This window comes from Sphingopyxis sp. H073 (genome assembly GCF_001468395.1).
Taxonomy (GTDB): Bacteria; Pseudomonadota; Alphaproteobacteria; order Sphingomonadales; family Sphingomonadaceae; genus Sphingopyxis.
The window spans coordinates 169,460-195,203 of sequence record NZ_LNSG01000007.1 but is presented as its reverse complement, the minus strand read 5'-3'; the positions used below and the strand labels follow the sequence as shown (position 1 = coordinate 195,203).

Genomic DNA, 25,744 nt, shown 5'->3' with positions numbered 1-25,744 from the left:
GGGAAGCAGCGCGCTTCCCACATTGCAGAGGATTTTCATGGATAATTCGATCGATCGCCGCTCGCTCTTGATCGGCGCTGCGGCCTCCTCGCTGATCGCCCCCATTCCCGCTCGCGCCGCACCGGCCACGATCCGCGCCATCGGCTTGGACGGCTTCCCGATCTTCGATCCCCGCAGCGTCGCCGCACGCGCCAAGGCGATCATCGGAGACAAGGGCGAAATGCTGGCCGCGCAATGGGCGACGAAATTATTCGGCTACAGCTGGCTCGAAACCGCGGCGGGCCGATATCAGGACTTCGGCACCATCGCCGACGCATCGTTGCGCCATGTCGCGGCGGCGCTCCGGATAACGCTCCGCGAGACCCAGCGCGCCGCCCTTGTCGCAGCCTATGACGAGCTCGAGATCTGGCCCGACGTGCGCCCCGCCCTCGAAAAACTTCGCACCGCCGGCATCCGTCTGGCGTTCGTTTCGAACCTGGGCGCCGACACGCTCGCCGCGAATATGCTGCGCAACGACATCGCGCATTATTTCGACCCCCCGCTCAGCACCGACCGCGTCCGCGCGTTCAAACCGTCGCCCAAAGCCTATGCGATGGCTATCGATGCATGGGGTTTGCCCCGCGCCGAGATCGGCTTCGCGGCGTTCGGGGGCTGGGACGCGGTCGGCGCGACGTGGTTCGGATATCGCACCGCATGGGTCAATCGCCTGGACGTGCCGGCCGAAACGCTGGATGTTGCCCCGGCTATCACCTCACGGGGGATCGACGGCGTGCTTGCGCTCGCCGGAATCGACTAGACCGGCCGTTCGGCCTTCAGCTCGCGCACCAGTGGTTGCAGCCGCTCGTCATATTTGGCGAGCATCGTGTGCGCCCCGGCATGGTCGTAGAAACTGACGAGTTCGCGCCCGTTCCAGCGATGCAGCGCATAGGCGGGATCCTCGGCGACGATCATCGGGCGGTCGTCGGGATGATTTTCGTCGATCGGCCGGAGATCGAGCGACACTTGCGGCGCGGTCGACGAGCAGATGGCGACGGTGCGCCCCGCCCACGCCACCGTGACGCTGCGGTGGAGATGGCCGCAAATCAGCCCGCGCACCTGCGGATGGCGCTGGACAATCTCGCTGAAGGCCGCGACCCACGGCTCGTCGGGGTGCGTGTTCATCCACTCGATCCCGCTTTCGACCGGCGGGTGGTGCATGACGATATAGGTCGGCTTGCGGCGATCCTTCGCCAGTTCGGCATCGAGCCACGCCGCACGCGCTTCGCAGAAGGCCCCCCCATGGCGCCCTTCCTCGAGCGTGTCGACGGTGACGAGGCGCAGTTCGGGCAGGTCGATCACATATTGGATGAAGCCGTTGCCGTCGTCGAACCCCGGGAATTGGGCATGAAAATTGTCGCGCAGGTCATGATTGCCGACGCTCGGCCAGACCGGGAACGGGCAGCGCGAAAAGGCGGTGGCGAGCCGGCGATAGCTGTCGGGATCACCGCGATCGGTGATGTCGCCCGTCGCCAGCAACAGGTCGGGACGGTTCGGCCCCTCGATCAGCACGTCGAGCACGTCGTCGAGCCGCTTGCGGTTATATTCCGCCGGATTGTCGGGATCGAACCCGATATGGATATCGGTGATCTGCGCGATCAGCATATCCGTCCCCTGCTCCCGCCGGTCGACCCCGGACTCAATCCTAGCCGCCCCGCCTTGCCCCGTGCAGGGCGGGTGTGCGCCACGTCACATCATAGAGCCCCCGCTCCGCCGAGCCTGTGACCATGCTCACACCATAGGTAGCACGAAGAGGTTTATTTGTGATTGCCGCGCTGTTTACCTTACGCTGACGCGCCGGCATCCACGGTTTGCCCCCGTCCGAGTGATATTCGTGACACATTGCGCAAGGCGATTCGGTCGCCGTTTCGACCTTCACCAGCCGCGCGCCGCCCTCGCCGACATGGCAGTCGCGGCACTGGCGGAGGCCCGGTACGAGCAGGTCGGTCGCTGCCTTCGATCCCCGCGCCGCCGTATGGCAGTCGGCGCAGTCGGTCTCCTTGTGCGCATCATGGTCGAACCAGCCCTTGGACAGGAAACGCGGCGTCTGGTCGACCGCCATCACGCGCCAGCCTGTCCCTGCCTGCGGCGCGAAGATGGTGTGGCAGTCGTAACAGGCCCCGCCCTTCGAGAAGACCGCGCGCACCGCATCCTCGGCGCGGTTCGGACGCAACGCAACCTCGCGGAAATAGATGTTATAGACCTGCCCTTCGGCATAGTTGCCAGGGCGGCGGCGCTGCATCCCGCCAAGCTGGAGCGGCCGCGTCGGCGGCGTCGAGCGGTAATAGGCCATCAGGTCGGCGACGACCTGGTCGGGCTCGCCGTGGCGCAGCGTACGCGTCACGCCGCCGACGGTCTCGAACGCAAGGCTGTGGCACATCGCGCAATCGCGCTCCATTTCGACCGGCTTGACCCGCACGCCGTCGGATTCGACGCGGTGGCAATTTTCGCATTCGAGCTTGTTGCCAAAGTCGTACCTGCCGCGGAAACTCGCCGCCATCCGCGCGACGCCGCCGGTCGCTTGCAGGTGCAGGTCGTGCGGGAATTTGAGGCCGTCATAATCGACGAGCGCGCCCTTGCCCGGCATTGCGCGCACCGGCTTTGCACCCGGCGAAGCGCGGACGAGCGGGCGGAATTCGGGATGGATGGTGCCGAAATCGGCGGCGTCGGCGACAGTCGACTTGAAGCCCGCATCGATCAGCCGCTCCGACATGCCATCGTGGCAATCGGCGCAGAATTTCTGCGGCGTCGCGGGCATCGGCCCCGCCCCCTCATGCTCGGTATGGCAACCGACGCAGCGCCCCTGCGGCTTGTTGAAGGTCTTCGCGAAACCCGCAAGAATGCGCTCGCCGACCCCCGGCGGATGGCGCGCCGCGAGCAGCATCGCGGTCGGCGCATTGGCATGCGCCATGCTCATCGCCTTATGCTCGCCGGTGTGGCAGCCAACGCACGCCTTGTCGGTCACCGCGACGAAGGGCTCGACATGGCACGACTGGCAGTCCTTCTTCAGGCTCTTGTGCGCGCTCGACAGCGGCCCCGAGAGCCAAGCCTGGTCGGCATGATAGCCCTGCGGGCGCTCGTCGACATTCCTGAAGCTGCTCCATGCCCAGATCGGGCCGATCAGGAAAGCCAGCAGGACAAGGACGCCGAACACCCACGCACCCATGCGCTTGCCGGGCATCACGCCCGCAAGCGAGAAGGCCTTTGCCTCGTCGACATCCTTCGACGATTGCGACAGTTCGTCGATGCGCTCGACGAGCAGGATGATCTTCTCATCCTCGCGCGCGATCGTCAGGCGGTGCCCGCCGAACCGCAGCTCGGCGCCCGCGGCGCTGTCGATGTCCGCCGTGTCGACCGTCCGGCCGTTGATGTCGAAGCCCAGCCCCTCGCTCGCCTGCACGCGAACGTGGCGCCCGTCGGTGCTGGTGATCGTCGCATGATGCGGGTTCACCGCCAGATCGGCGATGTGGATGACATTGCTGCCCTCGCGGCCCAGCGTGATCGTATCGCCCGGCAGCGGCTGGTCGCGGACGATCTGCTTGCCCGTCTTGGTGGTCGAGATCCGGCGCAGGATGAAGCTCATCGTCGCCGCCTCACCAGTAGAAGAAGACGCTGATGATGTGCGCCGACAGCGCTGCGATCAACGCGAAGGTCAGCGGCACATGCACGTAAAGCCAGATTTCGAGCAGCGCGCGAATGCGGAGGTGCTGGCGCAGCCGCGCGAGCGCGACCTCCTTTTGCGAGAGCAGCCCGACCACCTTCTCGCGCGCCTCGGCATCGCTGCTCCGCGAGGCGCCGAGCGCCCGGAGTGCCGCCGCGGTCGCGCAATGGGGATAGCGGCCCGACAGCCGCGCCATGATGCCACCCGCGAAGGGGTCCTCATCGAGCGCGGCGAGCACCGGCGCCGTATCCTGCGGCGTCAGCGGCTGCGCGGCGGCGTGAAGCTGGCGGTCGAAGGCGCGGATCGCCTCGAGCATCTGCATCTGCGTCATCTCGTCGCGGTTGTTCGACAGCGCGGCGGGCAAGGTCGAATAGACGATGACGCCATAGAGCCCCGACAGGATGACGAGCATCATCAGCACCCACGCGAGGGTGTGGACATTCCAGCCGAGCTGGAAGCCGGTGTGCCACGTCCCGATGACGATCAGGCTGAGCCCAAGATAGACATGCGCCGAGGTCCAGGCCTTCAGCGACCAGTGATCACTGGTCATCTTGCGCTTGCGATAGCCGAGCGCAGTCAGCCACAGGATCAGCCCCGCGCCGATCGTCCCGAGCGTATAGCCGTACCAGCTCCCGCCATTGGGCCGCGGCGTGACGTCGATCAGCGCATAGGAGACGATGATGAGCAGGCAGAGCCCGCCCGAAATCTTTGCCCAGCGGAAATTGGCGTAGCGCAGGAACCCCTCGTGCCGCCGCTCGCGAACGCGCTCGGTCTGGGTCGCCTTGCCGCGACGGCGCTGAAACAGGCTCGCCATCAGCCCGCGTCCTCCTGCAGGCGCGCGATCGACAGAAATTCCTCGGGCGAGACACGGATCGCGGCGCCGGTCGGGCAGGCGCGCACGCAGGCGGGGCCGCCCGCGATTCCCTTGCACATATCGCATTTGACCGCGATCTTCTTGGGCTTCTCGTCACCCAATTGCTTCTTCGTCCATTTGGGCGACGGCTCGCCCGGGCCGGGGCCGAAACCGGTGAGCAGCCAGCGCAGCAGGCCGGGCTTCGGCGGCGGCGCCGCCTCCATGCGGATCACGCCATAGGGGCAGTTGCGCATACAATTGCCACAGCCGATGCAGCCCGGCTCCATGAACACTTCGCCATCGGGCCCGCGATGGATCACGTTTGGCGGGCAGTCGGCCATGCAGTGCGGATGTTCGCAGTGGCGGCAGCTTGTCGGCACGTGCAGATGCGCGAAGGTCTTGCCCGCCTCGCGGTCGAGCCGCGACAGCCCCTCATGGCTGTCGGCGCAGGCCTTTTCGCAATTGTCGCAGCCGACGCACAGATTTTCGTCGATCAGCAGCGCGTCGGTCGCCTCGCCCAGCCCCTCCTTCATGATGAAGCTCGCGGTGTCCGAATAGAGATCGACCGCGCTCGAATAGGTCGCCTTGCGCGATTCGATGAAATTGTTCATCTGCGCGCGTTCGGCGACCGCCGCCTCGGTCGCCTCGCGCACCTGCGGCCGCGCCGCGAGCATCTTGCGGAAGCTCTCGCCGGTCAGCTTGATCAGTTCGGCGCCGACTGCGGCCTTGACCGTTGCATTTCGGGGCTGTCCGCTGAGCACACCCATCTCGCCGAAGAAGCTGCCGGCGGGAAGGTAGCGCAGGAAGATCGGCTTGCCGCCGATATCCTTCTCGACCACCATCGAGCCCGAGCGGATGACATAGACATCGTCGCCCTGCTCGCCCTCGGTCAGCACCACCTTGCCCGCGGGCACGCGCTCGACCTCGGCGGCGTCGACGACCGGCGCCAGATCCTCGACCGTCAGCCCGCCCTTGAAGATCTGCAGAAGCTGGCGCTCGAGCGAGATGCGATTGATCACGCGCTTCGCGCCCGGCACCGCCGCCATCAGCTTGAGCGCCGCAGTACGCGACACCTCGACGAAGATGCTGTCGGCGCCGGCGCGGATCGTCGCGCCGCGCTTGCGGCCCGAGATCAGGCCGACCTCGCCGAAAATCGACCCCTGCTCGATCGGCACCGTGATGCCCGGACCGACCTCGACCTCGGCATGGCCGTCGGCGATCGCGAACAGCGACGATCCGGGCTCGCCCTTTTCGAACACGACGTCGCCCTTGCGATAATATGCCACTTTGGAATCGAGCATGAATTCGCGCATCTGCAGCGGCGACACGTCGGCGAAGATGCGGACCCGCTCGCGCAGATAGTCGAGCCATTCGCTGACCGACTTCTTCTGCGGCAGGTTCGCGAAGATCGCCGCCAGATCCTTTTCGTCGGCGGGGGTCAGGTTCTTGTTGCCGTTGATGAACTCGACGACGTCATAGCCCTGGTTCATGCAATGCTTGATCAGCGGATAGCCCGCGAGCGCGCCGATCACGAAGATGCCGGGCACGGTCGATTCAAAGGTCGGTGACAGCTTCGGAAAGGCTTCGCGGTCGGGCCCGGTGAATTCGATCCCCATCGACTCGACAAAGCCGCGCGGCGCGACAGATCCCAGCCGCGCCACGATGACGTCGCACGGGATCTTCTCGTCGCCGGTCGGGGTTTCGAGCGTCAGCCAGCCGGGCTCGACCTGCTTCGGCTGCGTCTCGGTGCGAATCGACATGAAGCCGTTCTCGGCCGCCTCCATCATGTCGGAGACATTCTTCGCCTTGGCGCGCGCGAAATCCTTTGAGCGGTTGAGGATCGTGACGGTATTTTCCAGCGCCTCCTCGGCAACGCCCAGCGCATTCTCGATCCCCGCGTCGCCCGATCCGACGACGGTGATATGCTTGTCCTTGAAATCCTCGGGATCGTCGACCTGATAGATGATGTGCGGCAGGTCGGCGCCCTCGCAGCGCATCCGGTTGGGATTGCCCTGCGTCCCGATCGCGAGCACGATCGTCTCGGCATGATAGACGTCGCCCTTGGCGGTCTTGATCTCGAACGCCCCCTTCTGCCCGGTCACCGCGGTGACTTCGGCATGTTTGACGACATTCACCTTGTTGTTGACCGCATCCTCGTCCCAATTGCCGAGAATATATTCGCGCGCGCCCTCCGCGAAGCGGCAGTCGGAACGGAGGTCGAGGCGTTCGGGCGTCGCGAGGACGCGCTTGCCCTTCTGATATTTGAAGATGGTGTCGGAGAGGTGATCGGTCTTTTCGAGGAGGATATGGCTGAGTCCGAGCTGGCCCGCGCGCGACGCGGCGCTGAGGCCCGCGGGGCCCGAGCCGATGATCGCGACCTTGACGGGCTCGCTCATGCGCGCGCGCCCTCGTCGCCCCTGCGGCTGTTCCCGGCCCTGATGCAGACGAACGCGCGAACGGGCATCCTGATCCCCCTATCGCCCACCCCTGGACGACCACCAAACTGGATGCGACCCGGACTATGTCCTGGACGAAGAGCTATGCCCTTGAAAGCGGGAAAAGGTCAACCGGCGAGGGACAGTTTTCCGCTGCTGCGAGACGTTCGCAATAGCGCGGATTCACGCGACTTCGAACATCGCGGCGATGCGGTCCGATGTCGCCGGCTCGAAGCGCGACCAGCCGTCGGGGCCCAGCTTTTCGAGCGGGCGGAAACGCGCCTTGTACGCCATGCGCGACGACCCCTCGATCCAGTAGCCGAGATAGACATAGGGCAGCCCAGCCTTCGCCGCGCGCAGGACATGGTCGGCGATGATGTACGTCCCGAGCCCTTCGCGCATCGGATGCGCGGAATCGAAGAAGCTGTAGATCATCGACAGCCCGTCGCCCTGCCGGTCGGTCAGGCAGCAACCGACGAGGCGGCCGCGGCTGCCGTCGGTGGTCGGCTCGCGATATTCGATCATATAGCTGTCGACCGGGGTCTGTTCGACCATGTCGGCGAAATCCTGCTCGTCCATGTCGGCCATCCCGCCATTGGGATGGCGCGAGCCGAGATAAGCGCGGAGCAGCGCATATTGCTCCTCGGTCGCCCACGGCTTGCACGCGGTGGCGACGAGATCGCGGTTGCGACGGATCGTCCGCTTCTGCGAGTTGCTGGGGACGAACTCGCTCGCGCACACGCGCACCGACACGCACGCCGAACAATCGGCACAGCTCGGACGATAGGCGACCGACTGGCTGCGGCGAAAGCCGATGCGGCCGAGCGCGTCGTTGAGCTCGCTCGCATTGTTACCGCTGAGTTCGGTGAAAACCTTCCGCTCGGTCTTGCCCTCAAGATAGGGGCACGGCGCGGGACTCGTGACGAAAAAGCGTGGGAAACGGAACGGTGCGGACACGCGGATTGGACCTCCCAGCTGATGATGCGGATCCCCCCGATGCGGGTCCGATGCACGACATGCAGCGAATATGCCGTGCCCGGTCAATGGTGCAAAGTCTATTTACCATTTTTGTTCGTGCCGAACTGAATCAGTCCCGAAATTTTCTGAATCGCGCGGTAACTTTTGTGCCGGACTGAATCAAAAAGGCGCGGGGGGAGGTCAGCGGCATCGCCGGTCCGGACCATGCTTCTCAGATCGTCACCCCGGTGAAGGCGGGACGGCGAAGACGGGCGAGCCCCCGGTCAGCTATATCCGCGCAGTTCCTCGCCGGTCAGCGTCGCCACGTGCAGCACGTTGGTCGACCCCGGCGTACCGAAGGGAACGCCCGCCATCATCACCAGCTTCGACCCCGCCGACGCGACGCCATGACGAAGCGCCATGCGCTTGCCCTTGGCGATCATCTCCTCAAAGCTGCCGATATCCTTCGTCGGCACCGCATGGGCGCCCCACAGCAGCCCCATGCGCCGCGCCGCCTCCTTCTTCGGGGTCAGGACGAGCAAGGGCGCTCCCGGGCGCTCGCGCGCCACGCGGCGCGCGGTCGATCCCGAAAAGGTGAAGCAGATGATCGCGTCGGCGCCCACCGTCGCGGTGATGTCGCCCGCCGCCTCGGCCAGCGCGTCGGCGGTCGTCGCATCGGGCTGCGTCTCGGTGAAATGCAGGCGGCGGAAATAGTCGGGATCGCCTTCGACCGAACGCGCGATCGAATCCATCATGGTGACGGCTTCGACCGGCCAGGCGCCCGCCGCGGTTTCGGCCGACAGCATGATCGCATCGGCGCCGTCATAGATGGCGGTCGCGACATCGGACACTTCGGCGCGGGTGGGCGTCGGCGAGACGATCATCGACTCCAGCATCTGCGTCGCAACGACGACGGGCTTGCCCATCCGCCGCGCGGTCGCGACGATGCGCTTCTGTAGCGGCGGCACCGCCTCGGGCGGCAGCTCGACGCCCAGGTCGCCGCGCGCGACCATCGCCGCGTCGGCGATCTCCAATATCTCGTCCATCCGCTGAACCCCCGAAGGCTTCTCGAACTTCACGAGCAGCGCCGCCTTGCCGCCGATCAGCCGCCGCGCCTCGGCGACGTCTTCGGGACGCTGGACGAAGGACAGCGCGATCCAGTCGACATGCTGTTCGAGCGCGAAGGCCAAGTCCTTGCGGTCCTTTTCGGTCAGCGCCGCGAGCGGCACGACGACGTCGGGGACGTTGACGCCCTTGCGGTCGGAGATCTTGCCGCCGACCTCCACGATCGTCTCGATGCGGTCCTTCGCGACGCTCCTCACGCGCAGCACCAGCTTGCCATCGTCGACGAGCAGCCGCGTATCGGGTTCGAGTGCAGCGAAGAGTTCGGGATGCGGCAGGTGGACGCGCGTCGCGTCGCCCGGCGCCTTGTCGGTGTCGAGGACGAAGGATTTGCCCTTCACCAGCTCGGCGGGACCGTCCCTGAACGTCCCGACGCGCAGCTTCGGCCCCTGCAGGTCGACGAGGATCGTCGTCGGACGGCCGGTTTCCTTCTCCAGCGCGCGGATCGCGGCGATGACCTGCGCGTGGCCCTCATGGTCGCCATGGCTCATATTCACCCGGAAGGCGTCGGCCCCGGCGCGATGCAGCGCCGCGATCATTTCGGGATTCGCGCTGGCGGGGCCGAGGGTCGCCAGAATGCGCACCTTGCGCTGGCGGGGGGTGAAACTCTGGGCCACAAATGCTCCGATGACGTGGGGGAATTCAGACCGCTTGCCTAGTCTCGTTGCCCCGGCCAAGGCAAGCCGCGTATAGCTATTCATCCGCCGAGCAGAAGGAAAGCCATCATGTCCTGCAGCAACGATACGACCGCCCCGACCGACGCACTCGATACGCTCGACGACGCGGTCGCTGCAGCGGCCTTTCGCCGTCTCGTCCGCCTGCTCCAGCACCGCAGCGATGCGGCGAACATCGACCTGATGGGGCTTGCCGGCTTCTGCCGCAATTGCCTCGGCGACTGGATCGCCGAAGCCGGCGGCATCGACAAGGAAGCCGGCCGCGCGATCGTCCACGGCATGCCGACCGCCGACTGGAAAGCGCGCTTTCATGTCGCCGCGACCCCCGAACAGCTCAAGCGGATGGAAGAAAGCATGGCCAAGAATCCCTGACCCCGCTAATCGGGCGCCGGGGCGATTCTCGCCAACCCACCATCCATCCCAGCGGAGTACACAATGAGCGAAGCCACGACTGCCGACGAACAACTGCGCCTTTTCATCGAGCGCATCGAGCGGCTGGAAGAAGAGAAAAAGGGCATCGCCGACGATATCCGCGACGTCTATCTGGAATCGAAGTCGCAGGGCTATGATCCCAAGATCATGCGCCAGATCGTCCGCCTGCGCAAAATGCCCGTCCACGACCGCAAGGAAATGGAAGCGATCCTCGACGTTTACAAATCAGCGCTCGGCATCGTCTGAGCCCGATCAACCAGCCCCCCCATCAACCACCCAGGGAGAGTGACGATGTTCAGCACCACGACCAATACTATCGAAGGCCATCCGGTCCGCGAATATCTGGGCATCGTCACCGGCGAGGTGATCGTCGGCGCCAACCTGTTCCGCGACTTGTTTGCCAGCATCACCGACATCGTCGGCGGCCGCTCGGGCAAATATGAGGACGTCCTCGCCCGCGCGCGCAAGGAAGCGATCGGCGAGATGGAAGCCGAAGCCGCGCGCCTCGGCGGCAATGCGGTGGTCGGCGTCGACCTCGACTATGAAGTGCTCGGCCAGAACGGCTCGATGCTGATGGTCAGCGCGTCGGGAACCGCCGTGGTTGTCTGATCGGCGTCGGCACGCTAGGGCGACGCCACATTTCCCGTTTCGATGGAGGTAGGCCGTGGCCGGCCATAGTAAATTCAAGAACATCATGCACCGCAAGGGCGCGCAGGACAAAAAGCGCAGCGCCCTTTTTTCGAAGCTTGCGCGTGAAATCACCGTCGCGGCGAAGATGGGCCTGCCCGATCCCGATGCGAACGCGCGCCTGCGCGCCGCGGTGAACGCGGCGAAGGCGCAGTCAATGCCGAAGGACAATATCCAGCGCGCGATCGACAAGGCGTCGGGCGGCGAGGGCGAGAATTACGAGGAAATCCGCTACGAGGGCTATGGCCCCGGCGGCGTGTCGCTGATCGTCGAGGCGCTTACCGACAACCGCAACCGCACCGCGACCAACGTCCGCACCGCCTTCTCGAAAAATGGCGGCAACCTCGGCACCTCGGGCAGCGTCAGCCACGGCTTCGACCGCCTCGGCCTGATCAACTATCCTGCCAAGGCGGGCGACGCCGACACGGTTTTCGAAGCCGCGCTCGACGCGGGCGCCGACGACGTCGAGTCGTCCGATGAAGGCCACGACATCTGGACCAGCGTCGACAGCCTGCACGAGGTCGCGAAGGCGCTCGAGGCGAAGCTCGGCGAAGCCGAGGGCGTGAAGCTCGCGTGGCGCCCGACGCTGAAGAGCGAAGTGGCCGACGAGAGCATCGCACAGACGCTGTTCAAGCTGATCGACACGCTCGACGACGACGACGACGTCCAGACTGTATGGGGCAACTACGAAATCCCCGACGCGGTGATGGAGAAACTGGGTTGATGAATTTCCTCCCTGTGGCGAAGCCATGGGGAGGGGGACCGCTCGCGAAGCGAGTGGTGGAGGAGCGGCGACGTTCGCGCCAAAGCCCCTCCGTCAGCGCTTCGCGCTGCCACCTCCCCATGCCTATGGCACAGGGAGGATTGAAAATATGATCATCCTCGGTCTCGACCCCTCGCTCAGCTGCACCGGCTGGGGCGTGATCCGCGTCGAGGGCAGCCGGATCAGCCATATCGCCAACGGCCAGATCAAGACCGACGCCAAGGCGCCCCTGCCCGACCGGTTGGCGCATCTCGACACCGTGCTCGCGGCGGTGATCGCCGATCATGCGCCGACATGTGCGGCGGTCGAGGAAGTGTTCGTCAACGACAATCCGCAATCGACGCTGAAGCTGGCGCACGCCCGCGGCGTCGCGCTGCTCGCCTGCGCGCGCGGCGGCTTGCCGGTGGGCGAATATGCTCCGCGCCTCGTCAAGAAAGCCGTCGTCGGCACCGGCGGCGCGGCGAAGGAGCAGGTGCAGGCGATGCTGCGCGTGCTGCTGCCCGGTGCGAAGGTCGCGGGCGCCGATGCGGCCGACGCGCTGGCGGTCGCGATCTGCCACGCGAACCACCGGCCGCGCGTCTAGACATTCGTCACCCCGGACTTGATCCGGGGTCCATACCCAGCGCCGCGATGGATGCCGGATCAAGTCCGGCATGACGAGGACGGGAAATTGATTCCCTTTTCGTTCTCCCCGCGCTAGCACGGACGCATGATCGCAAAACTGACGGGACGGCTCGATTCAAGCGGCGCAGGCCATGCGGTGATCGACGTCGGCGGCGTCGGTTATCTGGTCGAGGCATCGGCGCGCACGTTGGACGCGCTCGGTCCGGTCGGCGGCGACGTCACCATCCACACCGAAATGCTGGTCGGCGAGGATTTCCTCCGCCTGCTCGGCTTTGCCAAGGCCGCGGAACGCGACTGGTTCCGCCTGCTCACCAGCGTCCAGGGCGTCGGCGCGAAGGTCGCGCTCGCGATTCTCTCGGCGCTCGAGATCGGCGACCTGCAACGCGCGCTCGCGAGCGGCGACAGCGCGATGATCGCGCGCGCCAATGGCGTCGGCCCGAAACTCGCGCAGCGGATCACGCATGAGCTCAAGGACAAGGCGGGGGCGCTGGGCGGCATCGCCGGTTCGAGTCCGGCCAGGGGCACCACCTCCGGCCCACTCGGCGACGCCGTCACCGCGCTTACCGGCCTCGGCTTCAAGCCCGGCGAGGCAAGCGCGGCGGTCGCGGCTGCAAGCGAGGAATTGGGCGCAGATGCCAGCCTCGACGCGCTGGTTCGTGTGGCGCTGAAGAAAGCGGCGAAATGAACGGCAGGACGATCGCGGTCTATAGCCTCAAGGGCGGAGTCGGAAAGACGACGCTCGCGGTCAATCTTGCCTGGGCGGCTGCGACCCTCTCGAGCCGCCGCACCCTGCTCTGGGACCTCGACGGGCAAGCTGCCGCAACCTACATCCTCGGCCACGAGGGAACGGGCAAAAAGGCGCAGGCCGCGATCCGCCGCGATCTCGATCCGGCGAAGCTGATCGCGCCGACCGCGACCGACCGGCTGAGCCTGCTTCCCGCCGACCGGTCGCTGCGCGGGCTCGACGTCGAGTTTCACGAGCTCGACAAAAAGAAGCGGCTCGCGAAAATTGCCGGGGACTTTGCGCGCGGATTCGAGCGCATCCTCATCGACTGCCCGCCGGGACTTACCGACACCTCCGAACAGATTCTCCGCGCCGCCGATCTTGTAATCGTCCCCGTCATCCCGTCACCGCTCGCGCGCCGGGCGCTGGAGGCGATCGAGGAGCATATGGGCGGCAGGAAAGCGCTGCGCGTCCCGCTGCTCCCGGTGTTCTCGATGGTCGACCGCCGCCGCGCGCTCCACCGCGAGACTCTCGCCGACGCGCCCGACTGGCCCGTCATACCGATGGCGAGCGCCTACGAGCGGATGACGGAAGCGCGCGCGCCAATCGGGATGCTCGGTGGCCGGAAGAGCGCTCCCGTCGCGGCGATCGCCGCCCTCTGGCAGACGGTCGAAAAGCGGCTGGCAGCCAGCGCATCATGAGCGACCGCATCCGCCACGCCTCCTGCCGCTGCGGCCAGATCCGCATCGCCTGCACCGGCGAGCCGATCCGCGTGTCGGTGTGCCACTGTCGCAACTGCAAGGCGCGAAGCGGCAGCGCCTTTGCCGCGCAGGCGCGTTTTCCCGCAGCAAATGTGCGCACCGAAGGCGAAGCGAAGCTCTACCAACATGCCGGTGGCAGCGGCACTCTCGCGGATTTCTATTTTTGCGGCAATTGCGGCTCGACGCTCTGGTTCCTCAACCGCCCAGAGATGGACAGTTACGCGGTGCCGATCGGCAATTTCGAACCCGGCCATGATTTCGAACTTCAATTTTCGGTCTATGAGGATCGTCAGGAACCTTGGGTTTGCATCGTCGGCGAGGCAATAGAACGGTTATGACTGAGCCCGCCCTCACGACCCCGATCCGTACCCCCGAGGATGCCGACGCCGCGCTGCGGCCGAAGTCGCTTGCCGAATTCGTCGGACAGGCGGCGGCGCGCGAGAATTTGCGGATATTCATCGAGGCCGCGAAAGCCCGGTCGGATGCGCTCGACCATGTACTCTTCTATGGTCCTCCCGGTCTCGGCAAGACGACGCTGGCGCAGATCGTCGCGAAGGAGCTCGGCGTCGGGTTCCGGTCGACCAGCGGCCCGGTGATCGCGAAGGCCGGCGACCTCGCGGCACTGCTCACCAATCTGGAGGACGGCGACGTCCTGTTCATCGACGAGATCCACCGGCTGTCGCCCGCGGTAGAGGAAATCCTCTATCCCGCGATGGAGGACCGCGCGCTCGACATCATGATCGGCGAAGGGCCGTCGGCGCGCAGCGTGCGGATCGACCTGCCGAAATTCACCCTCGTCGGCGCGACGACGCGGCAGGGCCTGTTGACGACGCCGCTCCGCGACCGCTTCGGCATTCCGGTGCGGCTCAATTTCTACACGCATGGCGAGCTCGAACAGGTCATATCGCGCGCCGCGCGGCTACTCGCGCTGCCGATCGCCGCCGACGGCGCGCTGGAGATCGCGAAGCGCTCGCGCGGGACTCCGCGCATCGCCGGCCGCCTGCTCCGCCGCGTGCGCGATTTCGCGACCGTCGCGGGGCACGCGGTCGTCGATGCGAAAGCTGCCGACGCCGCGCTCAACCGGCTCGAGGTCGACGCGCTCGGGCTCGACGCGATGGACCGCCGCTACCTCGCCATGATCGCCGACATCTATCGCGGCGGCCCCGTCGGGGTCGAGACCCTCGCCGCCGGGCTCAGCGAACCGCGCGACACGATCGAGGATGTGATCGAGCCCTATTTGCTGCAGGCCGGCCTGATCGCCCGCACCGCGCGCGGGCGGATGCTCAACGCCAGCGCGTGGAAGCACCTTGGGCTCAATCCGCCCCAAGGCACGCAGGACGGGCTATTCGACGAGGGAAAATAGCGCCGATTCCTGCGCCTTTCATTCCACCAACCGGCTCTTGGGTACGACGAACCGTTGAAGAGGGGTTCCCGCCGACTCACCCACCCGCTATCGGTCTTAACCATGGTCAGCGGCCCTCCCCCCTTCGTCCCCGGCGCCTTCGTCGGGGCGGCGCATTTTTACCGGTTGCGCGTCTATTTCGAGGACACCGACCTCAGCGGCATCGTCTATCACGCCAATTACCTGCGCTATATGGAGCGCGCGCGCTCGGACATGCTGCGCCTTGCGGGCATCGACCAGCGCGCGGCGATGGAAGCGGGCGAAGGCGCCTGGGCGGTTACCGACCTTGCCATCAAATATCTGAGGCCTGCGAAGCTCGACGACGACCTGACCGTTGTCAGCACCGTCGAGACGGTGCGCGGCGCGAGCGTCATCATCGCGCAGCGCATCCTTCGCGGTCAGGATGAGTTAACGCCAGAAGTGCTGACAGGCGGACGTGTTACCGCGGCCTTCCTGTCGCCCGAAGGCCGGCCGCGCCGTCAGCCCGCAGGCTGGGCCGAACGCTTTACCGCGATCATGAATGGAGAGACGAACCCTTGCTAGACAATATCAAGCTGGCCGCCGATGCGGCGACGCTGTCCCCCGTCGCGCTGTTCATCCAGGCCGACATCGTCGTGAAGGCGGTGATGATCGGGCTGCTGCTCGCCTCCATATATGTCTGGGCGGTGATCTTCACACACGGCCGCAGCGTCGGCAAGCTGATGCGCGCATCGGAACAATTCGAGCGCGATTTCTGGCGCGCCGAGAATATCGACGCCTTTTTCGACAAGAATGGCGGCGAAGAGCTGCCGAGCGCGAAGGTGCTGGGCGCCGGGATCAGCGAATGGCGCCGCTCGACCAAGGGCAAGGTGATCGACCGCGACGGAACGCGCGAGCGGCTGGGCGTCGCGATGAATTCGGCGGTCGAGGGCGAGGTCGACCGCCTCGCCGAGAAGATCGGCACGCTGGCGACCATCGGCGCCGTCGCACCGTTCGTCGGTCTGTTCGGCACCGTCTGGGGCATCATGCGCAGCTTCACCGCGATCGCGGCTGAGAACAACAGCAGCCTCGCCGTCGTCGCGCCGGGGATTGCCGAGGCGCTGTTCGCGACCGCGATCGGCCTGTTCGCGGCGATCCCGGCGGTGATCGCCTACAACGCCTTCTCGCAGCGGCTGAACCGCCTCGAATCGCGCCTCGGCCGCTTCGCCGACGGGCTGCACGCGACCTTCAGCCGAGAGCTGGAGGCGGACGCCTGATGGCGATGTCGGGCCCTTCCGGCGGCGCCGGCGGACGGCGGCGCGGTCGCGGCGGACGCCGCGCGCCGATGGCCGACATCAATGTCACCCCGCTCGTCGACGTGATGCTGGTGCTGCTGATCATCTTCATGATCACCGCGCCCCTGCTCGCCTCCGCGGTGCCGATCGACCTGCCCGAAAGCCGCGCGAAACCGGTCGAGACCGAGGAGCAGGAACCGGTCCAGCTGTCGATCAATGGCGACGACACGATCTACATCGGCGATCAGGTCGTGGCCGAGGCCGAGCTTCCCGCTCGCCTCGACGCGATCGCGCGCGAGAATGAGGGCCAGGACAAGCCGCGCCAGATCATGCTGCGCGCCGACAAGACTCTCGACTACGGCCGCGTGATGCGCGTGATGGGCGAACTCAACCGCGCGGGGCTGACGCGCATCGCGCTCGTCACCACGGGATCGGACGACGCGCCGGCTGCGGTCACCACCGGTTCAGATAGCGGCCAATAGGGTCGGATGATGGTTGCGGAAACGGCGCCAGGGGCAAATCAGCGGATCGGCATCGCGGTGGCGGTGCTGCTGCATGTCGTCGTGATCGGCCTGCTCTCGGTGCAGTGGACGCGCGGCGACCGCCGCTTCGACAATCCGCCGATGGAGGTCGATCTGGTCGCCGAGACCGCGCCGCAATCGACCGCGCCGGTGATCACCGAGGAGGCTCCAGCCACAAGGCTGGGCGAAGAAGACGCGACGGACATCGCCGCGCCCGAACCCATGCCCGCTCCTCCGGTCCCCGAGCCGATCGTCCGCCCGACCCCGGCGCCCGCGCCCAGGCTGGTGCAGCGTCCGACCCCGACACCCGCGAAGAAGCAACCACCCGCGCAGAAGGCGCAGCCTAAACCCGCGCCCAAGGCTGCACCGCCGCCGAAGAAAACACCGACGCGCCCGACCGGCCGTCTCGACGGCATCACCGAAGGGCTGAGCAGGGCGCCGAGCAAGTCGACGCAAACCAAGGGTGCGCCCGCGGCCGCCACCGCGGCCGAGGTCAAGCGATCGATCGACGTCGCGATCGACGGCAAGATCCTGCCCTTCTGGCGCCGCAACGTGCCCTCGGGCGTCGATATCGACCAGCTCCGCGTCGTGCTGCGCATCCAGCTCAGCCGCGACGGGCGGATCACGAGCATCGCCCAGGTCGGCGAACTCACCGGCAAGACCGACAGCAATGCGCCGCAGCAGAAATTGTTCGTCGAGCGCGCTGAGCGGTCGATCCGGCAGGCCTCGCCGTTCGACCTGCCCGACGAATATTATGATCAGTGGAGGGTCTGGGACGTGACCTTCCGAGCGAAAGGAATGTGATGAAACGCTCGCTGGCCACCCGGCTCACCCTTCTCGCCGCCGCGATGGGCGCGTTCGCAGCGCTTCCCGCGGCGGCTCAGACGCCGCCCGCGACCACCGAGGACACGCCGCGCACCGCCGAGGTCGTCGCCGAAGTCTCGACCGAGCGCACGGTGATCGCGGTCCCCGCCTTTGCGACCCCCGCCGTCGTCAATGTCGCGGGGCTCAGCACCGGCACGCTCGGCCGCCAGATCGCCGACGTCATCGCCGCCGACCTTGAACGCAGCGGACTCTACGCGCCGCTTGGCCCCGGCAGCGTGCGCGCGATCACGATGGGCGAAGTGCGCGCGCCGCAGTTCGCCGACTGGCAGGCGCGCAACGCCGACAATGTCGTCCATGGCTTCGTCCAGGCGAGCAGTACCGGTGGGCTCGTCGTCGGCTGCTATCTCTACGACACCGCGCTCCAGACCGAACTGGTGCGCCAGGGTTACGAGATACAGCCCGGCGACTGGCGCCGCGCCGCGCACAAATGCGCCGACGCCATCTATTCGCGCCTGTCGGGCGAATCGCCCTTCTTCGACAGCCGCGTCGCCTATATCGCCGAGAGCGGGCCCAAGGGGAACCGCATCAAACGCCTCGCGATCATGGATTCGGACGGCGGCAACCACCGCTTCATCACCAATGGCCAGGCGCTCGCGATCAGCCCGCGTTTCTCGCCCGATTACAAGAAGATCGTGTACGTCAGCTACCTGAACAACCGCGTTCGCGTGTTCATCTATGACATCAACGCGGGGACGCAGAAGCTCGTCACCGAAAGCAGCAACGCGACCTTCGCGCCGCGTTGGTCGCCCGACGGGCGGCAGATCCTCTATTCGATGGCGGTCGGCGGCAACACCGACATCTATCGAGTCTCGGCCGACGGCGGCACGCCGGTTCGGCTGACGAGCACGCCGGGGATCGACGTCGGCGGCAGTTTTTCGCCCGACGGGCGCAAGATCGTGTTCGAAAGCGACCGGTCGGGCAGCCAGCAAATCTATACGATGAATATCGACGGTTCGAACCAGCAGCGGATCAGCTTTGGCGGCGGGCGCTATGCGACCCCCGAATGGTCGCCGCGCGGCGACCTGATCGCCTTCACCAGGATGGGCGGCGGCGAGTTCCGCGTCGGCGTCATGACGCCGTCGGGGGGCGGCGAGCGGCTATTGACCAACAGCTGGCAGGATGAGGCGCCGACCTGGTCGCCGAACGGCCGCGTCATCCAGTTCTTCCGCACCTCGCCGGGGCGCGAGGGCAAATCGACCCTGTGGCAGGTCGACCTGACCGGCGTGAACCTGCGCCGCCTGCCGACGCCGCAGGACGGATCGGACCCGAGCTGGGGGCCGATCCTGCCCTGAAGCGCGGGCGCGGAACCAAAGGAAAACCGGGGGGTTCAACTTGAGTTCATCCCCGACCCCCACGACTGAAGACTGAGCAACAAGAGGACAGAACCCATGACGATACGCAAAACCACCGCGATGATCGCGGCGATCACCATGCTGACTGTCGGGGCTTGCGCGAAAAAAGCGCCCGATACGCTTCCGCCCGCGCCCGATGGCAGCGGCACCGACACGGGGGCCGGAACCGGCACCGGCGTCGTTCCGGGATCACAGGAAGACTTCCTCGCCAGCGTCGGCGCCATGGGCGACCGCATCTTCTTCGATCTCGACCAGTACAATGTCGATGCGCAGGATCAGGCGACGCTGCAGAGCCAGGCGCAGTGGCTCGCCCGCAACCCCGCGGTCCGCGTGACGCTGGAGGGCCATGCTGACGAACGCGGCACACGCGACTATAATATCGCGCTCGGCGAACGCCGCGCCAATGCCGCGAAAAACTATCTCGCCTCGATCGGCGTCGATCCGTCGCGCATCGACGTCATCAGCTATGGCAAGGAACGCCCGGCGGCGCTCGGCTCGACCGAGGAAGCCTGGGCGCAGAACCGCCGCGCGGTGACCGTCGTCATCGGGCGATAAGGACAGGCCACAGCGGCACCGCGACCCACGCCGCGGCGCACGCGAAAAGACCGAAGGGGATCTGCTGCTCACCAAGCGGCCGGTCCCCTTTTTTCTTGCCGAGCACCGCAAAAACAACCCCTCCGAGGCTCGCGAGCAGCAGCATGAGCGGCAACGCCTGCCAGCCGAGCCATGCGCCGATCGCCGCGACGAGCTTCGGATCGCCGCCGCCCATCCCGTCCTTCAGGCGCAGCTTGCGATAGAGAGCCGCGATTCCGGCAAGCGTCAGCCCGCAGACTACAGCGCCGACCCAGCGGTCGACGAGCGTCGTTTGCAGCAACGGCCCCGCGATGAGCAGCCCTGCAACGCCAAGCAGCGCGTTGAGCCCGTCGGGGAGCCAGAAATGCCGCGCGTCGAGCAAAGCCAATGGCAAGAGCAGCCAGCCGAACAGCGCCCAGAGCCATCCTGCCGTGCCGGGCATGATCGCCAGCGCCGCGACGCCCAGCAGCGCCGACCCGAGCTCGACGCGCCAATGAAAGGGATCGATGGCTCGACCGCATTCGCGGCATCGCCCGCGTGATGCGAGCGCCGACAGCAGCGGCACGAGATCGAGCGCACCTAGCTGGCGCCCGCAGCCATCGCACTGCGACCGCCCGAGGACGGACCTGCCTGCCGGCCAGCGCAATACCAGCGTCGCGATAAAGCTGCCGAGGACAAGCCCGATCAGCCCTGCCAGAAAGACGCCCGCGCCGATGGGCAAGGCGTCGAGGATGGTCACGTCAGAAGCGGCCCGAGGTCGCCAGCACGAACCCGTTCGCTCCGGACTTGAAGCCGAGTACCGCCAGCGCCGCCGCCATCGCCGGATCGCGGTCGACGTTGATCGCGAACTCGGCGCGATAGGCGCCCTTGCCGTCGAAGGCGAGCGTCAGCCGCTCCATCCCGGACTGGCTCGCAAGCGCCGCCTGCGCCCGCCCCCCCGCGCATCGCAGCGGCCCCGACAGCCCCTGCGACAGGTCGAGCCCGGCGATCGGCGCCGCGACCGACAGCTGGATGCGTCCCGTCGCTTCGGCGCATTTGCCGCCATCGTCGAAACGCACCGTCGCGCCCTCGAAGCGGATCGTGTCGGCGGGGATCAGGCCCAGGCCGCCCGCAATCGAGGTCGTGCCGTTGACATCGGACATGCCGCGCGGGTCGCTGCCATAGAGGCGCCCCGACAGCGGGCCGAGCCGTTCGTCGGCGCGTTCGAAGGTCAGTTCGGTGCTGCCGCCCAGCAAGTCGATCGGCGACAGGCTCGCACGCACCGTGCCGAGCGGCAGCGCGCCCAGCCGCGCGTCGATCAGCGCGCCAGACCATATCGAGCCGCGAATTTCGCGCGCCGATACGCCCGCGTCGGCGGCGCCGGCCAGCGACAGCGCCAGCCGCATCGGAAAGGTCGCGACGATCAGCAGCAGCGCCAACAGCGCGGCCGCGATCGCCCAGCGTCGCCGCGCGCTCATTGCCCGCCCTTTCTGAGTTCGGCGGTCATCCCGACGGTTCCGTCCGCGGCCGGCGTGATCGTCAGCTGGTCGACGACGAAACCCTGCGCTTCCAGGCCGGCGAGCCAGTCGGTCAGCACCGGCGCCTTCGCCGTCGCGATCGCGATCGTCACCTGCCGCTCGCCGCGCGCCTCGTTGCGGTCGAGCGTCAGGCCGATCTCTCCCGCCGACTGCGCAAGATACTGGTCGATCGCCACCGCATCGACCGCCGCCGCGACCGACTTCGCCGGGCGCCGGGAAAGCAGCCCGACCTTGGCCGCGACGCGCCCCTCGCGCTCGATCGCGGCGCGATGGCGGCTTTCGAGGTCAAGGAACGCTGCGACCGCCGGGCGCCCGAGCGCCCAGCCGAGCACGGCGACCGCCAGCGCGCCTGCAACGCCGACCAGCCAGCGTTCGCGTGTCGACAGCCCGCTCCACCAGTTTTTCATCGCTTCCATCATGGTACCGCCCGAATCGTCACATTGGCCATCTGCTGGCCGTCGGTGCCCGCCATCGGCTGCGCGGTGATGCGATATCCGCGCGCCTGCAGCGCCAGCAGCACCTTGTTGATGTCTTCGACGCGCGGGGCGGCGAGCGTCGTCGACAGCGTGCCGTCGGTGCGGTGCGACAGCGTCTTCAGCGCCACCCCCGGCGTATCGCGCATCGCGTCATAGAGCGCCGACGCGGGTACGGAGAAAGCGAGCGGTCCGCCGCCCGCCGCGGCGAGGCGGCGATCGAGTTCGGCCTCGGCCGCTTCGGCATCCTGGGCTTTGATGCCGGCCTTTTGCGCAAGATCGACAGTCGCATCGTCGGCACGGCTGGTATCGCTCGTCAACCGCACCGCATGGACGATCGGGATCAGCAGGCTCACCGCGACGAGCGCGATCAACAGCCGCTTGCCGATCCGCACCAGCGCGGGATCGAGCGACCAGCTCCGCTTCGGCTTCCACGCGCCGGTCAGCAGGTCGATCGGCGGGGTGGCAAGCGACAGCAACAGCGCCTCGCGCATCGGCTCGGCCGCCAGCGGCGCAATCACCCGCTCGCCCGCGATCAGCTGGTCGAGCTCGGGATCGGACAGAAAGGCGCGGTCGGCGGTGCGCACAATCGCTTCACCGCCGACATCGGCGGTCCACAGCGCATCGGGCTCGGGCGGCGGGACGGTCGCGGCCGACGGAACGATCGCTGCCGCCGAAAGCCCCCGTGCCTCGAGCCAGTCGCGCCAGGCCGCCATCGCCGCATGGGTCGTCACCGCGACCGGAACCGCCTGCCCGTCCCCCGTCGGCTGCCCGGCAACGACATGGAGCGCCGCCGCGTCGCCCAGACTGCCGCGCAGCGCGTCGACCCGCGCCGCGGCGGCCGCCTGCGCGGGCGCGGCGTCGGGATAGTGATACCAGCGAACCGGAATATCGGCGGCGGGGGCCAGCGCGACCAGCCGGTCCTCGGCTTCGCCGTCCGCCGGTTTCTCCCAGGCGTCGATCCAGCCATCGTCCTGCCCCGAATCGACGATGACGCCATCATCGACGCGCAACCAAGCGGGGCGGAAGGCATCCTCGCCCGACAACGCCGCCAGCGGGGGCAGCCAGAGAACAAGCGTGCGGCTCACGTCAGTCGGTCTCGCCCCAGTCGCGGCGGACGATCGTCGGGGCGGCCTGGCCGGCGCTGGCCGCCCCGCCGTTCGCGTCGATGAGCGATCTTGCCGTCAAAACCCCGTCCCCTATCGTAACATTCGTCGTCAGCGCGAGCCAGCGGCTGTTCACCCCGGCCTGTTCGGCGACATCCTGCGGCGGTTCGCGGCCCTCAAAGGCCCGGCCCTCCCAGAATCGCACGCTGCTGCCATAGCCGCCCGCAGGCCGTGCCGCCAGCGCCGCCCGCGCGTCGGCGACACTGATCTGGCCGGGCAGCAGCATTGCGATCAGCGGCGCCTGTTCGGGGGTCAGCGTGTTGACGTTGAGCTTCACCGCGTCGGTCACCGGCAACACGCAGACCCAGGGTTTGAGCTGCGCATAGATTTTCGGCGTCACCCCCCGCACGGCGCGCAGTTCGCTGACGTCCGCCATCTTGCGGTTCGCCGCGAGATAGCTCGTCTGCATCCCGCGATAGACATTGTCTTCGGCGCCGAGCGGGCCGTCGTTACTGTCGCTGTCGACCCAGTCGGCCGCCGCGCCGGCGATCTGCTGCGCCTGTCCCTCGCCGATGCCGATCAGTTTCATCAGCGCGGCGAATTGGCGCACCGAACCCGACCGCTGGCTCAGCCTTCCCGGTGCGGTTTCGGCGGCGAGGCTGTTGAGGTTGAAACAATTGTTCGCATCGGTCAGCCGCGCCTGCCCCTGCCCGCCCGGCAGCGGCAGGGTGAAATCGCGCCCGAGCCACCCCCCGTCGAGCGTCAGCCGCGTCGGATCGCGCGACACAAGGCTGGAAACCCGGCGCAGCGCAATCTGCTCGGCGGCGAAGGCATAGGCGCGCCCCTGATCGACCGTCGATGCGCTGCCCGCGATCCGCGTCGCGAGCGTCAGGCGGTCGAGCGCGGTCGCGGCGATCACCGCCATCACCGCGACGAGCAGCAACACCGTGAGCAGCGCCGCGCCGCGTTCGCCTTTCGGATGGCGGGTCATGCGGGCGGCGCTCCCGCAGCGACGGGCGGCGGCAGCGTCGGCCCGGTCAGGAACAGCATCGTCAACGGCGCGCGGCCGGTCCGCGTCAGCCGCACCTCGACCGCACGCGGCAGGCGGTCGCCGGGATCGCTGCTCCAGCTTTCGCTCCAGTTCCCCTGCGCATCGCGATAGCGCACCGCAGCCGCGGTGACGTCGCCGATCAGCCGGTCGCCATCCGACAGCGCGGTGCCGTCGAGCATCGGCTGGGTCGCGCGGCGCCATTCGCCGCCGGTCAGCGCGTAGCCGACGCGCTCGACGTTCGGGCGCGGGCTGCCGTCCAGCGACCCAGCGCCCGCGTGAACGAAGGCGAAGCCGTTGGACGATCCGACAAAGGCGGGGACGGGCTCGCCCGCCTGCCCGCGCGTCGACCGCTGCACCGCCTGCGCAAGGTCGTTCGCCATCACCGCGCGGACGCGGTTGATCCCGCTCATGCCCTGAAGCCGCGCCTGCACGGCATCCTGCGTGTCGACGCTGCTGCGCAGCAGGCTGACCCCCATCGCCGCGATCACCGCGAAGATCGATAGCGCGACGAGCATCTCGACGAGGGTGAAGCCGCGTTCGTCCTTCATCGCGACGGCCTGATGATCGTCAGCGTCGCCTGCCCGCGCCCGCTTTCGGGCCGGACGATCAGGTCGATGCGCAGCAGGCTGTCGTCGGCGGTCTTCGCGACACGCTGTTCGACGCGCCAGTTGCGCCCCGCATTGGCAACGTTGCCCGCGCTCGCACCGATCGTCGGCGGCGACGGGTCGGTCCAGAGTTCGACGGCGCGGTTCTGCGCCACGATGCCCGCCATTGTGCTTTCGTCGAGATCGCCGGCGGTACGCACCGCATAGGCATCGAGCCGCACCAGCGTCAGCGCCGCGATGCTGATGATGCTGAGCGCCACCAGCATTTCGAGCAGAGTGAAGCCTCGTTGATTATTCTCCACGACTGACATCCCCCGTCGCGGAAACGCGGACAATCTCGCGCGCGTCGCCGCCCGACAGCACAACCGCCTGGGGGGTCGGGCTGGTGCCGACGCGGTCGAACAGGATGCGCGCCGCGCCCAGCCCGTCGCCCGCGACGAAGCGGACATCGGACGGCCAGTTCCGCTGTTCGAACGCGCGGCCGGGCAGCGGCTGCCAGGCGCCCTCGACCCGCCGCTCGAAGCCATAGCCGGAGGGCGCGAGATTGACCGACACGCTGCGCCCCTCGATCACCGCGACATCGCGCGCGGCGGCAAGGCGCGCGGCGAGCCGGTCGGCCTCGCTGCGCACATTGCGCTCTTCGCCGGGAATGGTCAGCACGACCGCGGTCGCTGCGAGCGCCATGATCGCCAGCACGACCATCAGTTCGACGAGCGTGAAGCCGCGTTCGCTTACCGGCGAACGCGCCCCCGCGAAGGCGGGGGCCCAGTCGAACATCGGCGGCTTATCCTTCGCTGCGAATATCCGCATTTTCGTCGGTCCCGCCAGGCGCGCCGTCGGCGCCCATCGACCACACGTCGAACGCCTTTCCGTTCGCGCCGGGCGCCTGATAATTATAGGGGCGGCCCCAGGGATCCTGCGGCAGTTTCTTGATGTAACCGCCGCGGCGATAGCGCTCGGGCTGCGCGAGCGCCGGCGGCGCGGTGGTCAATGCGTTCAGGCCGTCGGTCGTCGCCGGATAGCTGAGATTGTCGAGGCGATATTGCTCGAGCGCGCTTTCCAGCGTGGCGATATCGGCCTTCGCCTTGGTGACCATCGCCTTGTCCTGACTGGGCAGGACGTTGATCAGAACGACCGTCGCAAGCAGGCCGATGATGAAGATGACGACCATCAGTTCGGTCAGGGTAAAGCCGCGCTCGTCCTTCTTGCGCCGACGGCTGTCGGGACGTGCGGGATCGATCATGAGGCGAAGGAAAAGCTGCATCAGCGACATGTAT

The 25,744-nt window shown here is 67.3% G+C and carries 31 protein-coding genes; 16 read left to right on the top strand and 15 right to left on the bottom strand.

All coding sequences use genetic code 11. From position 1 onward, the window contains the following. Window positions 1-37: 37 nt before the first annotated feature. Window positions 38-796, top strand: a complete 759-nt coding sequence (locus ATE64_RS14965) for a haloacid dehalogenase type II (protein ID WP_058457352.1) — start codon at window positions 38-40, stop codon at window positions 794-796. On the opposite strand, the gene ATE64_RS14960 is transcribed toward ATE64_RS14965, so the two are convergent. From ATE64_RS14960 to pyk, 6 genes are all read right to left on the bottom strand, one after another. Next, window positions 793-1,641 carry a metallophosphoesterase gene (locus ATE64_RS14960; RefSeq protein WP_058457351.1) on the bottom strand — a complete coding sequence of 283 codons (849 nt, stop codon included), beginning with the start codon at window positions 1,639-1,641 and terminating at the stop codon, window positions 793-795. The genes ATE64_RS14965 and ATE64_RS14960 overlap by 4 nt on opposite strands. A gap of 40 nt (window positions 1,642-1,681) precedes the next feature. After that, complete coding sequence (locus tag ATE64_RS14955) at window positions 1,682-3,619, bottom strand: cytochrome c3 family protein (protein WP_058457350.1); 1,938 nt, start codon at window positions 3,617-3,619, stop codon at window positions 1,682-1,684. A 10-nt stretch (window positions 3,620-3,629) separates the two neighbouring features. Continuing rightward, window positions 3,630-4,511: a hypothetical protein gene (locus ATE64_RS14950; protein ID WP_231729184.1), complete on the bottom strand. Its 882-nt coding sequence runs from the start codon at window positions 4,509-4,511 to the stop codon at window positions 3,630-3,632. Further along, window positions 4,511-6,946, bottom strand: coding sequence for a cyclic nucleotide-binding domain-containing protein (locus ATE64_RS14945; protein ID WP_058457349.1), 2,436 nt, complete (start codon window positions 6,944-6,946; stop codon window positions 4,511-4,513). Before ATE64_RS14945 ends, ATE64_RS14950 begins: the two co-directional genes overlap by 1 nt. A 222-nt stretch (window positions 6,947-7,168) precedes the next feature. Beyond that, entirely contained in the window at window positions 7,169-7,942 is a 774-nt protein-coding gene (locus ATE64_RS14940) for an arginyltransferase (protein WP_058457348.1), read from the bottom strand. 284 nt (window positions 7,943-8,226) lie between these two features. Continuing rightward, the gene (gene pyk, locus ATE64_RS14935) at window positions 8,227-9,681 is read right to left on the bottom strand and encodes a pyruvate kinase (protein ID WP_058457347.1); all 1,455 of its coding nucleotides are present in this window, start codon (window positions 9,679-9,681) and stop codon (window positions 8,227-8,229) included. A gap of 108 nt (window positions 9,682-9,789) precedes the next feature. Here pyk and ATE64_RS14930 point away from each other — a divergent pair, with 108 nt between their 5' ends. The 15 genes from ATE64_RS14930 to pal all read left to right on the top strand — a co-directional run bounded on the left by ATE64_RS14930 (window position 9,790) and on the right by pal (window position 19,697). Then, window positions 9,790-10,110 carry a DUF1244 domain-containing protein gene (locus tag ATE64_RS14930; RefSeq protein ID WP_058457346.1) on the top strand — a complete coding sequence of 107 codons (321 nt, stop codon included), beginning with the start codon at window positions 9,790-9,792 and terminating at the stop codon, window positions 10,108-10,110. Between the two features lie 63 nt (window positions 10,111-10,173). Further along, window positions 10,174-10,416: a DUF2312 domain-containing protein gene (locus tag ATE64_RS14925; protein ID WP_003039223.1), complete on the top strand. Its 243-nt coding sequence runs from the start codon at window positions 10,174-10,176 to the stop codon at window positions 10,414-10,416. Window positions 10,417-10,461: 45 nt separating this feature from the next. Further along, complete coding sequence (locus tag ATE64_RS14920; protein ID WP_058457345.1) at window positions 10,462-10,779, top strand: YbjQ family protein; 318 nt, start codon at window positions 10,462-10,464, stop codon at window positions 10,777-10,779. Window positions 10,780-10,834: 55 nt separating this feature from the next. Next, window positions 10,835-11,581, top strand: a complete 747-nt coding sequence (locus ATE64_RS14915) for a YebC/PmpR family DNA-binding transcriptional regulator (protein ID WP_058457344.1) — start codon at window positions 10,835-10,837, stop codon at window positions 11,579-11,581. Window positions 11,582-11,729: 148 nt separating this feature from the next. Beyond that, entirely contained in the window at window positions 11,730-12,203 is a 474-nt protein-coding gene (gene ruvC, locus ATE64_RS14910; RefSeq protein ID WP_058457343.1) for a crossover junction endodeoxyribonuclease RuvC, read from the top strand. Between the two features lie 126 nt (window positions 12,204-12,329). Further along, window positions 12,330-12,929, top strand: a complete 600-nt coding sequence (ruvA, locus tag ATE64_RS14905) for a Holliday junction branch migration protein RuvA (RefSeq protein WP_058457342.1) — start codon at window positions 12,330-12,332, stop codon at window positions 12,927-12,929. Then, a complete protein-coding gene (locus tag ATE64_RS14900) occupies window positions 12,926-13,669 on the top strand; it encodes a ParA family protein (RefSeq protein WP_058457341.1) in 744 nt (247 codons plus the stop codon). The genes ruvA and ATE64_RS14900 overlap by 4 nt, the downstream gene beginning before the upstream one ends. Then, window positions 13,666-14,067 (top strand): GFA family protein, encoded by a 402-nt coding sequence (locus tag ATE64_RS14895; protein ID WP_058457340.1) that lies wholly within the window; start codon window positions 13,666-13,668, stop codon window positions 14,065-14,067. The genes ATE64_RS14900 and ATE64_RS14895 overlap by 4 nt, the downstream gene beginning before the upstream one ends. Further along, window positions 14,064-15,092 carry a Holliday junction branch migration DNA helicase RuvB gene (ruvB, locus tag ATE64_RS14890; RefSeq protein ID WP_058457339.1) on the top strand — a complete coding sequence of 343 codons (1,029 nt, stop codon included), beginning with the start codon at window positions 14,064-14,066 and terminating at the stop codon, window positions 15,090-15,092. Before ATE64_RS14895 ends, ruvB begins: the two co-directional genes overlap by 4 nt. Window positions 15,093-15,194: 102 nt before the next feature. After that, the gene (locus ATE64_RS14885) at window positions 15,195-15,674 is read left to right on the top strand and encodes a YbgC/FadM family acyl-CoA thioesterase (RefSeq protein WP_058457338.1); all 480 of its coding nucleotides are present in this window, start codon (window positions 15,195-15,197) and stop codon (window positions 15,672-15,674) included. Then, the gene (gene tolQ, locus ATE64_RS14880; RefSeq protein ID WP_058457337.1) at window positions 15,668-16,366 is read left to right on the top strand and encodes a protein TolQ; all 699 of its coding nucleotides are present in this window, start codon (window positions 15,668-15,670) and stop codon (window positions 16,364-16,366) included. Before ATE64_RS14885 ends, tolQ begins: the two co-directional genes overlap by 7 nt. Continuing rightward, the gene (tolR, locus tag ATE64_RS14875; RefSeq protein ID WP_058457336.1) at window positions 16,366-16,866 is read left to right on the top strand and encodes a protein TolR; all 501 of its coding nucleotides are present in this window, start codon (window positions 16,366-16,368) and stop codon (window positions 16,864-16,866) included. Before tolQ ends, tolR begins: the two co-directional genes overlap by 1 nt. A 6-nt stretch (window positions 16,867-16,872) precedes the next feature. Next, window positions 16,873-17,709, top strand: a complete 837-nt coding sequence (locus tag ATE64_RS14870) for a hypothetical protein (protein WP_231729183.1) — start codon at window positions 16,873-16,875, stop codon at window positions 17,707-17,709. Continuing rightward, on the top strand, window positions 17,709-19,082 hold the full coding sequence (gene tolB, locus ATE64_RS14865) for a Tol-Pal system beta propeller repeat protein TolB (protein WP_058457335.1): 1,374 nt from the start codon (window positions 17,709-17,711) through the stop codon (window positions 19,080-19,082). The genes ATE64_RS14870 and tolB overlap by 1 nt, the downstream gene beginning before the upstream one ends. 96 nt (window positions 19,083-19,178) lie before the next feature. Beyond that, window positions 19,179-19,697, top strand: coding sequence for a peptidoglycan-associated lipoprotein Pal (gene pal, locus ATE64_RS14860; RefSeq protein WP_197410193.1), 519 nt, complete (start codon window positions 19,179-19,181; stop codon window positions 19,695-19,697). Here pal and ATE64_RS14855 read toward each other — a convergent pair. From ATE64_RS14855 to gspG, 9 genes are read right to left on the bottom strand one after another with little or no spacing between them, the layout of a single operon-like run. Further along, entirely contained in the window at window positions 19,684-20,454 is a 771-nt protein-coding gene (locus ATE64_RS14855; RefSeq protein WP_156416636.1) for an A24 family peptidase, read from the bottom strand. The two genes, pal and ATE64_RS14855, sit on opposite strands and share 14 nt — an antisense overlap. A gap of 1 nt (window position 20,455) precedes the next feature. After that, window positions 20,456-21,172, bottom strand: coding sequence for a type II secretion system protein N (gspN, locus tag ATE64_RS14850; RefSeq protein WP_058457334.1), 717 nt, complete (start codon window positions 21,170-21,172; stop codon window positions 20,456-20,458). After that, a complete protein-coding gene (gene gspM / locus ATE64_RS14845) occupies window positions 21,169-21,651 on the bottom strand; it encodes a type II secretion system protein GspM (RefSeq protein WP_058457333.1) in 483 nt (160 codons plus the stop codon). Before gspM ends, gspN begins: the two co-directional genes overlap by 4 nt. Continuing rightward, window positions 21,648-22,793, bottom strand: a complete 1,146-nt coding sequence (gspL, locus tag ATE64_RS14840; protein ID WP_058457332.1) for a type II secretion system protein GspL — start codon at window positions 22,791-22,793, stop codon at window positions 21,648-21,650. Before gspL ends, gspM begins: the two co-directional genes overlap by 4 nt. A 1-nt stretch (window position 22,794) precedes the next feature. Next, a complete protein-coding gene (gene gspK, locus ATE64_RS14835; RefSeq protein ID WP_058457331.1) occupies window positions 22,795-23,802 on the bottom strand; it encodes a type II secretion system minor pseudopilin GspK in 1,008 nt (335 codons plus the stop codon). After that, the gene (gene gspJ / locus ATE64_RS14830; RefSeq protein WP_058457330.1) at window positions 23,799-24,410 is read right to left on the bottom strand and encodes a type II secretion system minor pseudopilin GspJ; all 612 of its coding nucleotides are present in this window, start codon (window positions 24,408-24,410) and stop codon (window positions 23,799-23,801) included. Before gspJ ends, gspK begins: the two co-directional genes overlap by 4 nt. Next, a complete protein-coding gene (gene gspI / locus ATE64_RS14825) occupies window positions 24,407-24,778 on the bottom strand; it encodes a type II secretion system minor pseudopilin GspI (protein WP_058457329.1) in 372 nt (123 codons plus the stop codon). The genes gspJ and gspI overlap by 4 nt, the downstream gene beginning before the upstream one ends. After that, entirely contained in the window at window positions 24,759-25,244 is a 486-nt protein-coding gene (gene gspH, locus ATE64_RS14820) for a type II secretion system minor pseudopilin GspH (protein WP_156416635.1), read from the bottom strand. Before gspH ends, gspI begins: the two co-directional genes overlap by 20 nt. Before the next feature lie 7 nt (window positions 25,245-25,251). Then, on the bottom strand, window positions 25,252-25,740 hold the full coding sequence (gene gspG / locus ATE64_RS14815) for a type II secretion system major pseudopilin GspG (RefSeq protein ID WP_082657911.1): 489 nt from the start codon (window positions 25,738-25,740) through the stop codon (window positions 25,252-25,254). Window positions 25,741-25,744 lie beyond the last annotated feature (4 nt).